Raw genomic sequence first — 16,624 nt, 5'->3', positions numbered from 1 at the left:
GCGGTTTTCGTTTTTGGGCAGCGTGAAGCCGGCTTGGCAGTTGCCGGGATGGCCCAATTCCGTGTTTCTGGACAGGGTGGGGCGTGCCCGCTAAAAGGCCAAGTCAATCTTCTAAAAAGCAGAGACCAGTGTCCGCCGGCCGTGCCGGCGGTTTTCGCGAAAAGGCAGCAGTCATGAGTGGCGTGAACGAGATCCGGTCGACATTCCTCGACTATTTCCGCAAGGAGGGCCACGAGGTCGTGGCCTCGAGCCCGCTGGTGCCGCGCAACGACCCGACGCTGATGTTCACCAATGCCGGCATGGTGCAGTTCAAGAACGTCTTCACCGGCCTGGAGAAGCGGTCCTATTCGCGCGCCACCACCGCGCAGAAAAGCGTGCGCGCCGGCGGCAAGCACAACGACCTCGACAATGTCGGCTACACCGCGCGCCATCTGACCTTCTTCGAAATGCTCGGCAATTTCTCCTTCGGCGACTATTTCAAGGAGCGCGCCATCGAACTGGCCTGGAACCTGATCACCAAGGAGTTCGGGCTGAACAAGGACAAGCTGCTGGTCACCGTCTATCACACCGATGACGAGGCGGCCGGCTTCTGGAAGAAGATCGCCGGTTTCTCCGATGACCGCATCATCCGCATCCCGACCTCCGACAATTTCTGGGCTATGGGCGACACCGGACCGTGCGGGCCGTGCTCGGAAATCTTCATCGACCGTGGCGAGCACATCTGGGGCGGCCCTCCCGGCAGCCCGGAGGAGGACGGCGACCGCTTCCTTGAATTCTGGAACCTGGTGTTCATGCAATATGAGCAGGTCACCAAGGATGAGCGCATCGACCTGCCGCGGCCGTCGATCGACACCGGCATGGGCCTGGAGCGCATGGCCTCCATCCTGCAAGGGGTGGAGAGCGTCTTCGAGACCGACCTGTTCCGTCATCTGATCGATGCGGCCTCATCAGCGCTCGGGCAGGGCCCGGACAAGGAGACGGTCGCCTCCTTCCGCGTCATTGCCGATCATCTGCGCTCGTCCTCCTTCCTGGTTGCCGACGGCGTGCTGCCGTCGAACGAAGGCCGCGGCTATGTGCTGCGCCGCATCATGCGCCGCGCCATGCGCCATGCGCAGTTGCTCGGCGCCAAGGAGCCGTTGATGTGGAAGCTGGTGCCGGCGCTAGTGCGTGAGATGGGCCAGGCCTATCCCGAACTGCTGCGCGGCGAACAGCTGATTACCGAGACGCTGAAGCTCGAGGAGACACGCTTCCGCAAGACGCTGGTGCGCGGCCTCGGCCTGCTCTCGGAGGCGACGGATACGCTGCACGCCGGCGATATGCTGGATGGCGAGACGGCGTTCAAGCTCTATGACACGTACGGCTTCCCGCTCGATCTGACGCAGGACGCACTGCGCCAGCGCAACATCTCGGTCGACCTTGCCGGCTTCACCCATGCGATGGAGCAGCAGAAGGCCGAAGCGCGCAAGCATTGGGCTGGCTCCGGCGACGCGGCCACCGAGACCATCTGGTTTTCTGTACGCGAGAAGGCCGGCGCCACNGCGCCACCGAATTCCTCGGCTACGAGACCGAACAGGCGGAAGGCCTCATCCAGGCCCTGGTCAAGGACGGCAAGACAGTCGATAGCGCCGGCAAGGGCGACGCGGTGGCGGTGGTCGTCAACCAGACGCCGTTCTATGGCGAGTCGGGCGGCCAGATGGGCGACACCGGCATCATCTCCGGCGAAGGTTTCTCGATCGAGGTTTCCGACACGCAGAAAAAGGCCGACGGCCTGTTCGTGCATCTGGGCAAGGTGACGAACGGCACGGTCAAGCCAGGTGCAGCCGTCGAGCTGAAGGTTGACCATGCGCGCCGCACCCGGCTGCGTGCCAACCATTCGGCAACGCATCTGATCCATGAGGCGCTGCGCGAGGTGCTGGGCACCCATGTCGCGCAGAAAGGTTCGCTGGTCGCGCCCGAGCGCCTGCGCTTCGACATCTCGCACAACAAGCCGATCTCGGCCGAAGATCTCGAAGAGGTCGAGCGCATGGCCAACGAAATCGTCGTCCAGAACAGCCCGGTGACGACGCGCCTGATGTCGGTCGATGACGCCATTGCCGAGGGCGCCATGGCGCTGTTCGGCGAGAAATATGGTGACGAGGTGCGTGTCGTCTCGATGGGCACCGGCGTGCATGGCGCCAAGGCCAATAGACCCTATTCCGTCGAACTTTGTGGCGGCACCCATGTCCGGGCGACCGGCGATATCGGCCTGGTCCGTGTCGTCTCCGACAGCGCGGTCGCCGCCGGCGTGCGCCGCATCGAGGCGCTGACCGGCGAAGCCGCGCGCAAACATCTCGATGAGCAGGACAGACGCCTGAAGGCAACTGCGGCCGTGCTGAAGATCTCGCCGGCCGACGTGCCGGCGCGTGTCGAGACGCTGCTCGAGGAGCGCAAGAAGCTTGAGAAGGAGCTGAGCGAAGCGCGCAAGAAACTCGCGCTGGGCGGTGGGGCCGCGGCCGATGCTCCGGCCACCGCCGAAACCGTCGCCGGTATCGGCTTCCTCGGCAAAGNGCTGGGCGGTGGGGCCGCGGCCGATGCTCCGGCCACCGCCGAAACCGTCGCCGGTATCGGCTTCCTCGGCAAAGCGGTTTCCGGCGTGTCGCCGAAGGATTTGAAGCCGCTGGCCGATGCCGGCAAGACTTCGCTCGGCTCAGGCGTCGTCGTCTTCGTCGGTGCGGGCGAAGACAACAAGGCAAGCGTCGTGGTCGCAGTGACGGACGATCTCGTCGGCCGCTTCAGCGCTGTCGATCTTGTGCGCGTTGCCTCGGCCGCATTGGGCGGGCAGGGCGGTGGCGGACGGCCCGACATGGCGCAAGCCGGCGGCCCGGACGCCTCCAAGGCCAATGATGCGATCGCCGCGGTGAGGGCGGCGCTGGAGGCGGCCTGAAAGCCACCCTATGCCTGATCTGGTTTTGTGTGCGGCTTTCCGGCCTTCGCCGCCGTGCTTGCCATTCTGTGGCTGATAGTGGCAAGCCGGCAATCAGCTCTTAGACGGTCCGTCTAGCTAGTTCTTTTCGCCGCCTTCAGGGCGCGCGTCATTCTGCTGGAATCGCCCCAGGTGGACAGCCAGATCAGCACGTCCGCGGCCATCGAAATCAGCGACCGTAAAAAGTTCAGCGCCGGGCCGGGCGATTTCAGCTGCTCTTCGGCGTGATGAAGATGGGCGAGCTCTTCCTCGCGGATCGCCAGGATGATGCCGTGCAAGTCGTGGTCGCGGTTGGCGAGAAAAAACAGCTGATCATCCAGATGGCGGTGCACCGCCGCTTCAACAGCCGCCGTGCAGGCCCAGATGCCTTGCGGACCAATCAGGGCGGTCACAAAACCCAGCAGCCAGCCACCCCAGCTCCAGAATTGCATCACCCGGCACGGTCGCGCCTTCCGCGCCGGCATGGCGGCACGGAAGGCGGCGCAATGCGTGCGCTCGTGCCCGAGCATCTCCGACAAGGATGGCACGCAATCCGGCCAGAAGCGCCTGGCGACAAGAATCTGCGCCGAATAGATCCTGATCGCACCGAACTCACCGGCGTGGTTGACCCTGACAATTCTGGCGATGGTGAGCGCGTCCTGGCGAGATGGGTCAGCCATGGCCCGAACCCATATCAGCCCGCCGCCAGGCTCGGACGTTTTGCGATGCCGTCCCACCAGGCCTGGATGTCGGCGAACGCCGCAAGCAGCTTTTGCCCGTCGGCGACCTTGACGAAATAGGCGATGATGGATGCCGCATGCAGGTCGACCAGCGTCAGCTGGTCGCCGAGCAGCCACGGCCCGGGAGGCTTGAGTGCGGTGAGCACCCGCAGCACCGTTTCCGCCTGGCGCAGCCCGTTGGCGACCAGTGCCTCGTCTGGCGCTTCCTTCTCAAGCCGCTCGACGGCGACGTCCCAGACCATCGATCTGTAGGCATAGGCGTCGAGCATGCCGATGATCTGGTTCATCGTTGCGCGGGTGCGGGCGTCTTTTGGCTGCAGTGCCGGGCCGTCGAACGCCTCGTCGACATAGCGGGCGATTGCGCTGGTTTCGAACAGGCGAAACCCGCCGTGCTCGAAGGCCGGAATGCGGCCGAAAGGGTGATGCTCGAAGTACCAGGCGGGAGTGCCCTCGGCGGCAAAGACATCGACCGGCACAAGGTCGTAGTCGATGCCTTTTTCCGCCAGCACGAGGCGGACGATGCGCACATAGACGCTGTAGTCCGCCCCGTAGACGACCGGCTTGGCCATGGCTGCCGGCTTACGCCATCGCCTTCTGCAAATTCTCGTCGATCTTGTCGAGGAAGCCGGTGGTCGACAGCCATGGTTGGTCGGGACCGATCAAGAGCGACAGGTCCTTGGTCATGAAGCCGCTCTCAACCGTCTGGATGCAGACCTTCTCCAGCGTGTCGGCAAATCGCTTCAACTCGGCATTATCGTCGAGCTTGGCGCGGTGGGCGAGGCCGCGCGTCCAGGCGAAGATCGAGGCGATCGAATTGGTCGAGGTTTCCTCGCCCTTCTGGTGCTGGCGATAGTGGCGCGTCACGGTGCCGTGCGCGGCCTCCGCTTCCACCGTCTTGCCGTCCGGCGTCATCAGCACGGAGGTCATCAGGCCGAGCGAGCCAAAACCTTGCGCCACCGTGTCGGACTGGACGTCGCCGTCATAATTCTTGCAGGCCCAGACATAGCCGCCAGACCATTTCAGGGCGGAGGCCACCATGTCGTCGATCAGCCGGTGCTCGTACCACAGCTTCTTCGCCTTGAACTCGGCCTCGAATTCAGCCTCGTAGACCTCCTGGAAAATGTCCTTGAAGCGGCCGTCATAGGCTTTGAGGATGGTGTTCTTGGTCGAGAGATAAACCGGATAATTGCGCAGCAGGCCGTAATTCAGCGAGGCGCGGGCGAATTCGCGGATGGAGTCGTCGAGATTGTACATCGCCATGGCAACACCGGCGCCGGGTGCGTCGTATACGTCGTGCTCGATCACCTTGCCGTCCTCGCCGACGAACTTGATGGTCAGCTTGCCCTTGCCGGGGAAGCGGAAGTCGGTGGCGCGATACTGGTCGCCGAAAGCATGACGGCCGACGATGATCGGCTTGGTCCATCCCGGCACCAGACGCGGCACGTTCTTCATGATGATCGGTTCGCGGAAAATGGTGCCGCCGAGAATGTTACGGATGGTGCCGTTCGGCGACTTCCACATCTTCTTCAGCTTGAATTCCTCGACGCGCTGCTCGTCGGGCGTGATCGTCGCGCATTTCACGCCGACGCCCCATTTCTTGATGGCATTGGCCGAATCGATGGTCACCTGGTCGTTGGTGGCGTCGCGGTGCTCGACGCCGAGGTCGTAATATTCGAGCTTCAGGTCGAGATAAGGGTGGATCAGCTTGTCCTTGATGAACTGCCAGATGATGCGGGTCATCTCGTCGCCGTCGAGCTCGACGACCGGGTTCGCCACCTTGATCTTCGCCATGAAAAAAATGCCTCGCTTTTGGGGAACAAAACGGCCTCGCCCGCATGGCTTCGGCCGGGTATGCGGAGCGTATATCAAAGCCTATTTGGCCGCGCAAACGACCATCCGTGCAGAATGGGTCGTCTGTGCCGCGACCGGTGTTTGCAAAAGCTTCATTTTGCCGAGCGGATGTGGCAGGGAACGCTGAAATGCCGCAAACAGCAGTTCATTGAGATCATGTCCGCCGTCGATCATCCTGAAAACGCATCCGGGCCGGCGATCATCCTGGTCGAGCCGCAGCTCGGCGAGAATATCGGCATGGTCGCGCGCGCCATGGCCAATTTCGGCCTTGCCGAACTGAGACTGGTCAACCCGCGTGACGGCTGGCCGAGCGAGAAGGCGCGCGCCGCCGCCAGCCGCGCCGACCATGTCATCGATGCCGTAACAGTGTTCGGCGACCTGGCGTCCGCCGTCGCCGACCTCAACTTCGTCTTCGCCACCACCGCGCGCGAGCGCGACGGCTTCAAACCCGTGCGTGGTCCGGTCGAGGCGGGCAGGGCGCTCAGGGCGCGTCAGATAGCCGGCCTGCGCACCGGCATCTTGTTCGGCCGCGAGCGTTTTGGGCTCTACAATGACGAGGTCGGGCTGGCCGACGAGATCGTCACCTTCCCGGTCGATCCCGGCTTTTCGTCGCTCAACATCGCCCAGGCCGTGCTGTTGATGTCCTATGAATGGATGAAATCCGGCCTGAAGGACGAGACGGCGACCAATTTCTCCAGCCCTGAAATGAAGCCGGCAAGCAAGGAAGAGTTGCACGGGCTGTTTGCCTATCTCGAAGGCGCGCTCGAAGCGCGCGGTTATTTCCGCCCGGCGCCCAAGAAACCCAAGATGGTCGACAATCTGCGCGCCGTCTTGACGCGCGCCGGTTTCGCCGAGCCGGAACTGAAAGTGCTGCGTGGCATCATCTCGTCGCTCGACCGGTTTTCGCCGGCCATGCCGCGCGGTGACGGCTCGCCGGGAGACGATCCAAGGCGTTTGCCGGCCGCTGCGCGAAAACCCCAGGCAGACAAAGAAGATTAGAAATCGCTAAGCTTCGAACGGCTGAAGTAACCGAATTTTATTTGCCTCTCGTCCATTGTTGTCAAAACGGTGGGGTGGCAAATGTTCACGTCCAAAATCGGCCGTATGCGCTTCTTCTTCTATTCGCTCGGCGTAGCCCTGCTCGAGGCCGTTCTTGCCGTGCTGTGCATCGTTGGCACGATCGGCTTTGAGGGGCTGGTCAACTCGGCGCCCGGTCCATCGCGGCAAGGCATGGCAGGCGCGGTTCTGGTCGTTTCCCTCCTGGCTGTGGTCATGCGTGCCAACATCGCCTGGCGACGCAGCCGCGACGCCAACGGCAAAGCCTGGATCCTGTGGTCCTACATCGTGTTCTGCGCCATCTACGCCTTTCTGCAGGCAGGCACGCTGCTGGTCATCGATTTCAACAATCCGGAAAGCACGTCCAGCGGTTTGAACCTGCTTGCGCTGTCGATCTTTGGCCTTTGGTGCACGATTCTGGTGGCTAAGCCGGTGGCGGGCATCAATATCGACGAACTGACATCGGTTTTCGATTTCGATGGCGATACGCCCATGCCTGCGGCATCCGGCCGGACGGCCAGCAGCACGACACAGTCTTCTATGCGCAACGCCACACCGGCCACGCGCTCGGTGCCGTCCGCCCAGCCTCTGGGCCGTCCGCGGCCCGCCGGCTTCGGCAAGCGCGGGCTCTAGAGCAACCGAGGCAAGGTCGTCTTCGCCGGCTTTGCGTGGAAGTTGCTAACATTCGCCACTTCAAGGCCATGATGGTTGCAGATAGAACGGCATTGGCCAATGACCGCCAAGCCTTCTGATCCAGCCTCTTTCATGGTCCGATATCAATGAGCCACCGTCCGATACTGATGTTCGATTCCGGCGTTGGCGGTTTGACCGTGCTGCGCGAAGCGCGCGTGCTGATGCCCGACCGGCGCTTCGTCTACGTCGCCGATGACAAGGCCTTTCCCTACGGCGCCTGGGAAGAGCCGGCGCTGCAGGCCCATATAGTCGAGCTCTTCGCCAAGCTGCTCGACCGTTTTGATCCGGAAATTTCGGTCGTCGCCTGCAATACCGCTTCGACGCTGGTGATCGATGCGTTGCGGGAAAAATTCCCTGGCCATCCCTTTGTCGGCACGGTGCCGGCAATCAAGCCGGCTGCCGAGCGCACCCGGTCCGGGCTGGTCTCGGTGCTGGCGACGCCGGGCACGGTGAAGCGCCAGTACACGCGCGACCTGATCGGCAAATGGGCGCAGAAATGCCATGTCCGGCTGGTCGGCAGCAACAATCTGGCCGGACTGGCCGAGGCCTACATGCGCGAGGGCTTTGTCGACGAGGAGGCCGTGCGTGCCGAGATCGCACCGTGTTTCGTCCAGCATGACGATTTGCGCACGGACATCGTCGTGCTCGCCTGCACGCACTATCCGTTCCTGGCCAATCGCATGCGCAAGACCGCGCCCTGGCCGGTCGACTGGATCGACCCGGCCGAAGCGATTGCGCGGCGTGCTCTGTCTCTGCTTCCGGCTGTCGACGGGCCATTGCCGCAAAGCGAGCCCGACATCGCCGTCTTTACCTCGGGAAAGGCGGACTTCGCAATCAGCCGGCTGATGCAGGGTTTTGGATTGAGCGCACGCTAATGCATGTCGCCCAAAAGTGCGCAGCGGTTTTGGGACAACGACATGCATAAAAACAAAAAAACTAAAGCGCGTCGCCGACGCGCTTTAGACAGGTTCGAAGACAATGACGCGCCGATCCGGATCGGCCGAAACAAGCCTTAGCGTCAGGCCATCGCCCTGCCTGAACCCTGAGGCCTTCACATTCGCAACGACAGGCATGTCCGAGAGCTGAACGCGCGCACGCTGATCACCGACGTCGGTGACGACGGCCTTGAATGTTTCACCCACGCGCCCCCTCAGCATCACCGCCTCGGCAAGGTCGATGGCCGCGTGGTTGATCTGCGAGGCGCGGGCGCCTGCGCGGCCCATCACCTTCGGCAGTCTGGAAAACGCCTCGGTAACGGCTTGCGGCACCGGCTGGCCGTTGACGATGGCCAGCACGCAGCGCACGACATAGCGATCGGCCAGCCGCCTCAGGGGCGCGGTGGCGTGGGCATAGGTCGCGGCCATCGCCTCGTGCCAGGGGACAACGCCTTCTTCATAGGGTTGGTAGGACGCACCGGAGCCGGCGCGGCGGATTTCCAGCATCAGCGCTGCCTGTTGCATGTTGGTCGGATCGAGGGTTCGCTGATAGTCGGACAGGCTGGTCGAAGGAGGCCAGGACAGGCCTAAGGCCCGTGCCGCGCTGCGCAGTCTTTGTACTTTGGAAGCATCGGGCGGCGCCATCACCCGGAACAAGCCGGTCCGGTGTGCCAGCATGGCGTCGGCAATCGCCATGTTGGCGGCCAGCGAAAGTGCTGCGTTGTCTTGCTCCGATTGCAGCAGCGGTCTGAACGCAAGCTGGAATGTGCCATCGGCAAGCTGTTCCACCTCCTGCTCGGGCGGGTCGACGCGCGAAGCGCCGCGACGGTCTTCGGCCGCCGCCATGCGTCGCGCGATTTCGGCGAAGCCGACTGGGACGTCGGCGGCCTGCACGCTGTCATAGGCGAGCTTGGCGCGGCTTTGAATGATTGCCCGCTCCGCGCCATCCAGCCTTACCGCTCCGTCGTCGGCGATCCGGACCGTGAAGATGACAGCCGGACGCGGACCGCCGGGCAGCAAGCTCGCGGCGCCCTCGGCAATGACCCGGGGATAGAGCCCGGCCTTGCCGTCCGGCAAATACAGGGTTTCGCCCCGCGCCCAGGCTTCGCGATCCACCGCGTCGCCGTCCGCGACGAACCAGGCTACGTCGGCAATGGCATAGTGCAACAGAAGGTCGCTACCGCTCGCTTCGATCGAAAACGCTTGGTCAAGATCGGTGGAAGTCGCGGGATCGAGCGTCACGAAGGGCATCGCCGTGCGGTCGGCATGCTGGTCGGGCACGCGCCTGGCCGCCGTCTGTGCCATGGCCATTACATCAGGGGGAAATCCCTCCGGCACATGGAACTCGGTGCGGATTTTCGCGAGGCCGGTGGCGAGTGCCTGCGAGGGATCGTTCAACGATTTCATGGCGCCGTCCTACACCGGCGTTGCGGGCACGGGAAGGTGGTTTTGCCGGCAGTTGGCCGACCATGGGCAGGCATGAGCGCGGAACGGAAGTTGACCGCCAGCGCTGGAACCGTCGCCGGAGCGCAACGTTTCTTCCTCTGTCAGCAAAGGAGGTGCCGATATGCCTGCAACCTCAAAAGCACAGCAAAAGGCCGCTGGCGCAGCCCTGTCGGCCAAGCGCGGCGAGACCAGGAAGAGCGAACTTCAAGGCGCGTCGAAGTCGATGTACAATTCGATGAGCGAAAAGCAGCTCGAGGAATTCGCAGAGACCAAGCGCAAAGGCCTGCCGGAGAAGAAATCGGCAGACTGAAACCTTGAACCGAGTCGATAAACAAAGCCCGTGGCCGAAACCACGGGCTTCTTCGATTCAGGCCAAGCCCGAAACTCCTGACGTCACCAGCAGCGCTTCACCTTGTAGCGGATGACCTTCTTGTGGCCATGCCGCCAGATGACCTTCTTCTTCACCACGACATGGCAGGTCTGACGATGCTTGTGGCCCTGCCAGTGCTTGGCCATCGCTGGCTCGGGCACGGCGATCGACATCGTCCCGGCCATGACGGCTGCACCGACCAACGAGAGGAAAAACTTCTTCATGCGACTTCGGGCTCCTTTGGCTCAGTCCCTTCCTAAATGCCGTCGGCGCAACAACCTCCCGCCGCATCCGGCACGGCACTCAACGCCAAAGACGTGATATGGTTGCCGGGCCCAGCGCCAGCGACGCGCTTGACTCTGCTCAAATCTCCGTTTATCGAGCGCACCAACACCGGGCCGCAATGCCCGGTTGTTTCTTTTGCATGGCAAGCCCGGGAAAGCAGGTTTATCGTTTCCTGGGTTTTGTCTAGACTGACGTGTCCCGTGGGTTTTCCGCCGCGTTGCGTGGGAAAACCCTGTCAGGCCTCGAAAACGGAGGCCAGAGGAGGGCGCGTTTCCTTCACCCGGACCATGAGGCTCCGGGTGGTTTGTTTTGAAAGGGAATGCGATGAGCAAGCGCGAATCCGCGAAGTACAAGATCGACCGCCGTCTCGGCGAAAACATCTGGGGCCGCCCGAAGTCCCCGGTCAACAAGCGTGAATACGGCCCCGGCCAGCACGGCCAGCGCCGCAAGGGCAAGCTTTCCGATTTCGGCCTGCAGCTGCGCGCCAAGCAGAAGCTGAAGGGTCACTATGGTGATGTCTCCGAAAAGCAGTTCCGCAAGGTCTATGAAGAGGCTGATCGCCGCAAGGGCGACACCTCCGAGAACCTGATCGGCCTGCTCGAGTCGCGTCTCGACGCGGTCGTCTACCGCTCCAAGTTCGTGCCGACCATTTTCGCGGCTCGCCAGTTCGTCAACCACGGCCACGTCAACGTCAACGGCAAGCGCGTCAACATCGGCTCGTACCGTTGCAAGCCGGGCGACGTCGTCGAAGTGCGCGAAAAGTCGAAGCAGCTGGTCATCGTGCTGGAAGCGGTCGGCCTCGCCGAGCGCGACGTGCCGGACTATATCGAAGTCGATCACAACAAGATGGTCGCGACCTTCTCGCGCATCCCCGGCCTGGCCGACGTTCCGTTCGCCGTGCAGATGGAGCCGAACCTGGTCGTCGAATTCTATTCGCGCTAAGCGATCGCTTTCTGCGATACCGGAAAGGGCCGCCCGTCGAGGCGGCCTTTTCTTTGTCGGCCATGTCCGCTAATCCGGCACTCTCGGCTATGGAAAGCGACAAGCCATGAACATGCTGGCAGACATCGAAACAGTTGAACCGATTGCTGAAGGCGGCTTCCATCCGCTGTTTGCCGACGTGCCGTCTTCCGTCGAGTTCAACAAACTGCGCAAGCGGCTGTTGCGGTTGACCCGTCAGGCGGTCGATGATTTCGCCATGGCGAGGCCCGGCGACCGCTGGCTGGTGGCCTTGTCCGGCGGCAAGGATTCCTACGGGCTGCTGGCCGTGCTGCTCGATCTCAAATGGCGCGGGCTGCTGCCGGTCGAGCTGCTGGCCTGCAATCTCGACCAGGGCCAGCCGAATTTTCCGAAGCACATTTTGCCCGACTACCTCGATGCGCATGGCATTGCCCATCGCATCGAGTATCAGGACACCTATTCGGTGGTCACCGACAAGCTGCCTCAGGGCAGCACCTATTGTTCGCTTTGCTCGCGGCTGCGGCGCGGCCATCTCTATCGCATCGCGCGCGAGGAGGGCTGTTCGGCGCTGGTCCTCGGCCACCACTGCGAGGACATTCTCGAAACCTTCTTCATGAATCTATTTCATGGCGGCCGCCTTGCCGCCATGCCGCCAAAGCTGCTCAATGACGACGGCGACGTCATGGTGCTGCGGCCGCTGAGCTACTGCGCCGAGGTCGATCTGGAGAAATTCGCCGCCGCGATGAAATTCCCGATCATTCCCTGCGATCTCTGCGGCAGCCAGGAAGGCCTGCAGCGCAACGCCATGAAGGCGATGCTGGACGATATGGAAAAGCGCATGCCGGGCCGCAAGGATACGATGCTGCGCGCGCTGTCCAACACCAGGCCGTCGCATCTGCTCGACAGAAAGCTGTTCGATTTTGCCGCCCTCAATGGCAGCCTCAGCACAGGACAAGACATTTCCGATGATATTTGACGACCAAGCGATCGACTGGCTGGCGGAGCTTCTCGCCGATGCAGCCAAGGCCGAAATCATGCCACGCTTTCGCCGGCTGGGCGAGGGCGACATCAGACAGAAGACCTCGGCTGCCGACCTGGTGACCGAGGCCGACATCAACGCCGAGCGGCTGATCACGGCCAGGCTGCGCGAGCGCTATCCCACGGCGATGATCGTCGGCGAGGAAGCCTGTTCCGACAATCCGGCGCTGCTTCAGGGGCTCGGTGATGCCGACCTCGCCTTCGTCGTCGACCCGGTCGACGGCACCTTCAACTTCGCCTCCGGCGTGCCGCTGTTCGGCGTCATGCTGAGCGTCGTCGTCAAGGGCGAAACCGTCGCCGGTATCATCCATGACCCCGTAGGCCGGGACTGGCTGATCGGCGCCAAGGGCGCCGGCAGCCATATCCGCCATGCGCATGGCGCGCTGGAGACGGTGCATGTCGCCGATGCCGTGCCGATCTCGCAGATGACCGGCTCCGTCTCCTGGCAATATCTGGCGGAACCGCAACGCTCGCTCTTGGCGCGCAACCAGACCAAGACCCTATCGCAGTTCGGCTATCGCTGCGCGGCACATGAATACCGTCTTCTGGCCAGCGGCCATGCCCATTTCGTCGTCTACAACAAACTGATGCCGTGGGACCATCTGGTCGGTGTGCTGATCCACGCCGAGGCCGGCGGCTACACCGCGCGGATCGACGGCAGCGCCTATCTGCCCTCGCATATCGACGGCGGCATTCTTGTCGCCCCGGACAAGGAAAGCTGGCAGGAGTTGCGCAGGGAACTCTGGGCGCAATAATCGGTCCAACTGCTGGTAGAGGCTTTCGTCAAGTATATTGGCTCTGTTATAGTGTCCAATCTCTCGCGAAGTCGGAAGCTGCGAAATGAAACATCGGTCCGCAATTGTTGCAACGGCGCTTGCACTTGCCTTGGCCGCCGCTGGCGCCACTGAGGCAAGATCGCAGGAACGCGCGTGCGGCAGTCGCGATCCCGTCGATACCATAGACGAGATGTTTTCCGCGATCTTTGCCTGTTGGCAGCCGCCGCCTGGAAGTGCTGGCATGACCCTGACGCTGAGTTTCTCAATTCGCAAAAACGGCACGCTGATGGGCAAACCGCGCGCCACTTTCTCCCATATGGGAGATGATGCCTCGCTCAACCGGGTCTTTGTGTCATCCGTGCTCGAAGCTCTCGACAAGGCTCTGCCGATGCCTCTTTCGGACAGCATGGGTGGCGCCATCGCAGGGCGCCCGCTGTTCCCTCGTTTCACGGCAGTGATTGGCGGCGCATCCTGAAACGCGTCGCTTGAAGGTGGCTGCGGTCTGAGACAAATAAAACTCGTAGCGCAGAACAGTTGCTCAATGCAGGTCGGTGACGTGCCCTGAAATGGGTGGGTTGTGCGGCTGGAACATCTTGCCGCGCTCGGCGATCAGGATCATCAGCAGGGCCGCGACCGAGACGCTGCAGAAGCCGGCGGCAAGCGGCGTCACCGTGCCGTTGAAGGCCTGGCCGATCAGCGTGCCGAGGATGCCGCCGAGAAAAGTCTGCATGAAGCCCAGGATGGACGACGCGGTGCCCGCCAGTTGGCCGAGCGGCTCCATCGCGAGCGCGTTGAAATTGGCGCCGAGCGCGCCGAACGGGAGCATCGCGCTGGCGAAGAAGGTGATGAACAGCCAGAGTGGCATCTTCATTTGAAGCGAAACGGTGAGCCAGGCAAGGCTGATCACCAGGAACAACAGCAGTGCGCTCTGCGACAGGCGGCGCATGCCGATGCGGCCGACCAGGCGCGAGTTGAGGTAGTTCGAAAAAGCGAGAACGCCGGCGACACCCGCGAAGATGACAGGAAACAATTCGCCGACATGAAAAATGTCGACATAGATCTGCTGTGCGGAGGCGATGAAGCCGAACATGGCGGCGAAAATGAAGGTGCTGGCAAAGGCGTAGCAAAGCGCCATGCGGTTGGTGAGCACGATGCGGAAACCACCGACGACGGATGAGACTGTCAGCGGCCGGCGGTACTCCGGATGCAGCGTCTCCGGCAGCCGCAGCAGCGACCACGCCGACACGATCAGCGCTCCGACGGCCATGGTGACGAAGATCCAGTGCCATGTTGCGAACAGCATGATGAACTGGCCGATCCCAGGCGCGATCACCGGGATGGCCATGAACACCATGAAGATCAGAGACATCACCTCGGCCATGCGCCGACCGTCGAACGTGTCGCGCACGATCGAGACGGCGATGACGCGGGTCGCCGCCGCACCGATGCCTTGCACCAGCCGGCACAGCAGTAGGACGGCGAATGACGGGGCGATGGCGGCAGCTGCCGCCGCCACGACATAAATCGCCAGCCCGGCAACGAGCGGCGCGCGGCGCCCGAACCGGTCCGAGATCGGTCCGAAGAAAAGCTGTCCGCCACCGAAGCCCAATATATAGGCGGTGATCACATACTGGCGGTGGTTTTCATTCTCAACGCCAAGCGTGGCGCCGATTTGCTGCAGTGCCGGCAGCATGATGTCGATGGCCAGCGAGTTCAACGCCATCAGTGCCGCGCACAGCGCGATGAATTCCCAGCGCGGAATAGGCAATTTGCGTGCCTGTTGCGGCGCTTTTGCTGGCTGGTCCACGGCGGGTCCGATCTTCAAAACGAATATGCGCCGGCATGCCGGCGCATAACTTCGTCCTCACTCCGATAGGGGGAGGTAACATTTTGCCGGGGCGGGGCTGCCCCGTCTCAACTCAGAATCAGGCTGTCGCTTTGACGCTGACGCCCTTGTCGACGAGCAACGTCTGCAGCTCGCCCGCCTGGAACATTTCGCGGATGATGTCGCAGCCGCCGACGAATTCGCCCTTGACGTAAAGCTGCGGGATCGTCGGCCAGTTCGAATATTCCTTGATGCCTTGGCGCAGTTCGGCCGAGGTCAGCACGTCGACGCCCTTATAGTCGGCTCCGATGTAATCGAGGATCTGGACGACCTGGCCGGAAAAGCCGCACTGCGGAAAACCGGGCGTGCCCTTCATGAAAAGGACGACGTCGTTGCCCTTCACTTCGCTGTCGATGTAGTCGTTGATGCCGCTCATGAGATATCCTTTCACGCCTGTGGGAGTCAGGCTCGAAGCATAGCCATCAAATAAACCCATAGATGGGCCGAAACAAGATGTTTGCGCCGCCGTCGCGGAAATGGCGCAAAGGATCGCCTGTCTTGGGCCAAGCATCCGACCCGATTGCAGCCTTCGGAACATGATGAGAAGACGATATGGCGCCGCCCTTCCGATCGCCATCCTGCTGGCGGCGATTGCCGTTGTGTGGTGGCCGAGACGCCCGGAGCCGCCGCCGCTGGTCATTGGCGGTGACCTGCCCGCGCCTTGCCGGAATGTCGCCTTCGAGGCGGTGACCTATGTCGTCTGCGAGATCGATCTTCGCGCCGACAGCATCGGTGTTTTCCACGCCGGCGCCGATGGCAAGCCTTTTGGTTCGCTCGAAGCCTTCGACAAGGCGGTTGCGGGCGAGGGGAGGCCGGTGCTGCTCGCCATGAATGGCGGCATGTATCACGAGGATTTGTCGCCGGTCGGCCTGCTGGTCGAGAACGGCAGCGAAAAGTCGCCGCTCAACCTTGCCGATAGCGAAGGTAATTTCTTCCTGAAGCCGAACGGCGTCTTTCTGGTCGGCAAGGACGGCAAGGCGGCTGTCATGGAAAGCAACGCCTATGCCGCCGCCAAACCCGATGTCGCCTTCGCCACGCAGTCGGGCCCGATGCTGGTGATCGATGGCCAGATTCATCCACGCTTCGAGCCGAACGGAACCTCGCGCTACGTCCGCAACGGCGTCGGCGTGCGCGATGAAAACACCGTTTTGCTGGCGATCTCGCGGTCTGAGGTAAGTTTCGGCAGCTTTGCGCGGCTGTTTCGCGACGCGCTACAATGCCGCAACGCGCTGTTCCTCGACGGCGCGGTCTCCGCGCTGTCGGATGGCGACAGGATGATTGTCGGCGGAAGATATCCGGCAGGGCCGATCATTGCCGTGTTGGCAAGCCAGCCGCCGACGCGCTAGGCCAGCCTGGCGTCAGTCCGGCACACTGGTCTGCAACGCCAGCGCGTGCAGCACGCCGCCCATATTGCCCTTCAGCGCATCATAGACCATCTGGTGCTGCTGGACGCGGCTCTTTCCGCGGAAGCTTTCGGCCACCACTTCGGCTGCATAGTGATCGCCGTCACCGGCGAGGTCGCGGATCGTCACCTTGGCGTCCGGAATGCCGTCCTTGATCAGTTTTTCGATGTCGTGGGCATCCATTGCCATGGCAAAATCCTGTTCTGGGCGGCTAGGCACGAGTGACTCGGACGGCAGCCTAAAGC

At 62.6% G+C, this 16,624-nt stretch carries 17 protein-coding genes and 1 pseudogene; 10 read left to right on the top strand and 8 right to left on the bottom strand.

The annotated features are described in order from the left end of the window. The first annotated feature begins 173 nt into the window (after nt 1-173). Nucleotides 174-2,923, top strand: a pseudogene (alaS, locus tag X757_RS01000000165040) (alanine--tRNA ligase). Nucleotides 2,924-3,036: 113 nt separating this feature from the next. Here the strand turns inward: alaS and X757_RS144750 are convergent. The 3 genes from X757_RS144750 to X757_RS144760 are packed head-to-tail and all read right to left on the bottom strand — an operon-like array spanning nt 3,037 to nt 5,472. Further along, nucleotides 3,037-3,621 (bottom strand): demethoxyubiquinone hydroxylase family protein, encoded by a 585-nt coding sequence (locus X757_RS144750; protein WP_023726930.1) that lies wholly within the window; start codon nt 3,619-3,621, stop codon nt 3,037-3,039. Nucleotides 3,622-3,635: 14 nt separating this feature from the next. Continuing rightward, nucleotides 3,636-4,250 (bottom strand): glutathione S-transferase family protein, encoded by a 615-nt coding sequence (locus X757_RS144755; RefSeq protein WP_023726929.1) that lies wholly within the window; start codon nt 4,248-4,250, stop codon nt 3,636-3,638. A gap of 10 nt (nt 4,251-4,260) precedes the next feature. Then, nucleotides 4,261-5,472, bottom strand: coding sequence for an NADP-dependent isocitrate dehydrogenase (locus X757_RS144760; RefSeq protein ID WP_023669114.1), 1,212 nt, complete (start codon nt 5,470-5,472; stop codon nt 4,261-4,263). A 216-nt stretch (nt 5,473-5,688) separates the two neighbouring features. On the opposite strand from X757_RS144760, the gene X757_RS144765 reads away from it, so the two are divergent. The 3 genes from X757_RS144765 to murI all read left to right on the top strand — a co-directional run bounded on the left by X757_RS144765 (nt 5,689) and on the right by murI (nt 8,156). Next, a complete protein-coding gene (locus X757_RS144765) occupies nt 5,689-6,531 on the top strand; it encodes an RNA methyltransferase (protein WP_023726928.1) in 843 nt (280 codons plus the stop codon). Nucleotides 6,532-6,612: 81 nt separating this feature from the next. Next, complete coding sequence (locus X757_RS144770; RefSeq protein WP_023726927.1) at nt 6,613-7,221, top strand: DUF805 domain-containing protein; 609 nt, start codon at nt 6,613-6,615, stop codon at nt 7,219-7,221. Nucleotides 7,222-7,367: 146 nt separating this feature from the next. Further along, a complete protein-coding gene (gene murI, locus X757_RS144775; RefSeq protein WP_023684874.1) occupies nt 7,368-8,156 on the top strand; it encodes a glutamate racemase in 789 nt (262 codons plus the stop codon). A gap of 84 nt (nt 8,157-8,240) precedes the next feature. Here murI and X757_RS144780 read toward each other — a convergent pair whose 3' ends face one another. Further along, entirely contained in the window at nt 8,241-9,623 is a 1,383-nt protein-coding gene (locus X757_RS144780) for an RNB domain-containing ribonuclease (RefSeq protein WP_023726926.1), read from the bottom strand. Nucleotides 9,624-9,783: 160 nt separating this feature from the next. Between X757_RS144780 and X757_RS144785 the strand changes: the two genes are divergently transcribed. After that, nucleotides 9,784-9,972, top strand: coding sequence for a DUF3008 family protein (locus X757_RS144785; protein ID WP_023684876.1), 189 nt, complete (start codon nt 9,784-9,786; stop codon nt 9,970-9,972). Between the two features lie 83 nt (nt 9,973-10,055). On the opposite strand, the gene X757_RS144790 is transcribed toward X757_RS144785, so the two are convergent. Then, on the bottom strand, nt 10,056-10,256 hold the full coding sequence (locus X757_RS144790; RefSeq protein WP_023684877.1) for a hypothetical protein: 201 nt from the start codon (nt 10,254-10,256) through the stop codon (nt 10,056-10,058). A 385-nt stretch (nt 10,257-10,641) separates the two neighbouring features. Between X757_RS144790 and rpsD the strand changes: the two genes are divergently transcribed. The 4 genes from rpsD to X757_RS1000000169045 all read left to right on the top strand — a co-directional run bounded on the left by rpsD (nt 10,642) and on the right by X757_RS1000000169045 (nt 13,566). Next, nucleotides 10,642-11,259, top strand: coding sequence for a 30S ribosomal protein S4 (gene rpsD, locus X757_RS144795; protein WP_023669107.1), 618 nt, complete (start codon nt 10,642-10,644; stop codon nt 11,257-11,259). A gap of 106 nt (nt 11,260-11,365) precedes the next feature. Next, nucleotides 11,366-12,253 carry a tRNA 2-thiocytidine(32) synthetase TtcA gene (ttcA, locus tag X757_RS144800; RefSeq protein ID WP_023726925.1) on the top strand — a complete coding sequence of 296 codons (888 nt, stop codon included), beginning with the start codon at nt 11,366-11,368 and terminating at the stop codon, nt 12,251-12,253. Continuing rightward, complete coding sequence (locus X757_RS144805) at nt 12,243-13,070, top strand: inositol monophosphatase family protein (protein WP_023726924.1); 828 nt, start codon at nt 12,243-12,245, stop codon at nt 13,068-13,070. The genes ttcA and X757_RS144805 overlap by 11 nt, the downstream gene beginning before the upstream one ends. Before the next feature lie 262 nt (nt 13,071-13,332). Then, on the top strand, nt 13,333-13,566 hold the full coding sequence (locus tag X757_RS1000000169045; protein WP_245259853.1) for a hypothetical protein: 234 nt from the start codon (nt 13,333-13,335) through the stop codon (nt 13,564-13,566). Nucleotides 13,567-13,629: 63 nt separating this feature from the next. Here X757_RS1000000169045 and X757_RS144815 read toward each other — a convergent pair whose 3' ends face one another. Together X757_RS144815 and grxD are read right to left on the bottom strand one after the other, a co-directional pair. After that, entirely contained in the window at nt 13,630-14,898 is a 1,269-nt protein-coding gene (locus X757_RS144815) for a multidrug effflux MFS transporter (protein ID WP_023684881.1), read from the bottom strand. A 118-nt stretch (nt 14,899-15,016) separates the two neighbouring features. Next, nucleotides 15,017-15,352, bottom strand: coding sequence for a Grx4 family monothiol glutaredoxin (gene grxD / locus X757_RS144820; protein ID WP_023669102.1), 336 nt, complete (start codon nt 15,350-15,352; stop codon nt 15,017-15,019). A gap of 160 nt (nt 15,353-15,512) precedes the next feature. Between grxD and X757_RS144825 the strand changes: the two genes are divergently transcribed. Then, the gene (locus tag X757_RS144825; protein WP_023739391.1) at nt 15,513-16,322 is read left to right on the top strand and encodes a phosphodiester glycosidase family protein; all 810 of its coding nucleotides are present in this window, start codon (nt 15,513-15,515) and stop codon (nt 16,320-16,322) included. Nucleotides 16,323-16,334: 12 nt separating this feature from the next. Here X757_RS144825 and X757_RS144830 read toward each other — a convergent pair whose 3' ends face one another. After that, complete coding sequence (locus tag X757_RS144830) at nt 16,335-16,568, bottom strand: BolA/IbaG family iron-sulfur metabolism protein (RefSeq protein ID WP_010909092.1); 234 nt, start codon at nt 16,566-16,568, stop codon at nt 16,335-16,337. Nucleotides 16,569-16,624: the final 56 nt, after the last annotated feature.

This window comes from Mesorhizobium sp. LSHC412B00, assembly GCF_000503035.1.
Lineage (GTDB): Bacteria > Pseudomonadota > Alphaproteobacteria > Rhizobiales > Rhizobiaceae > Mesorhizobium.
Note: the sequence above shows the minus strand (reverse complement) of the source record. Positions and strands in the feature narration are given on the sequence as shown.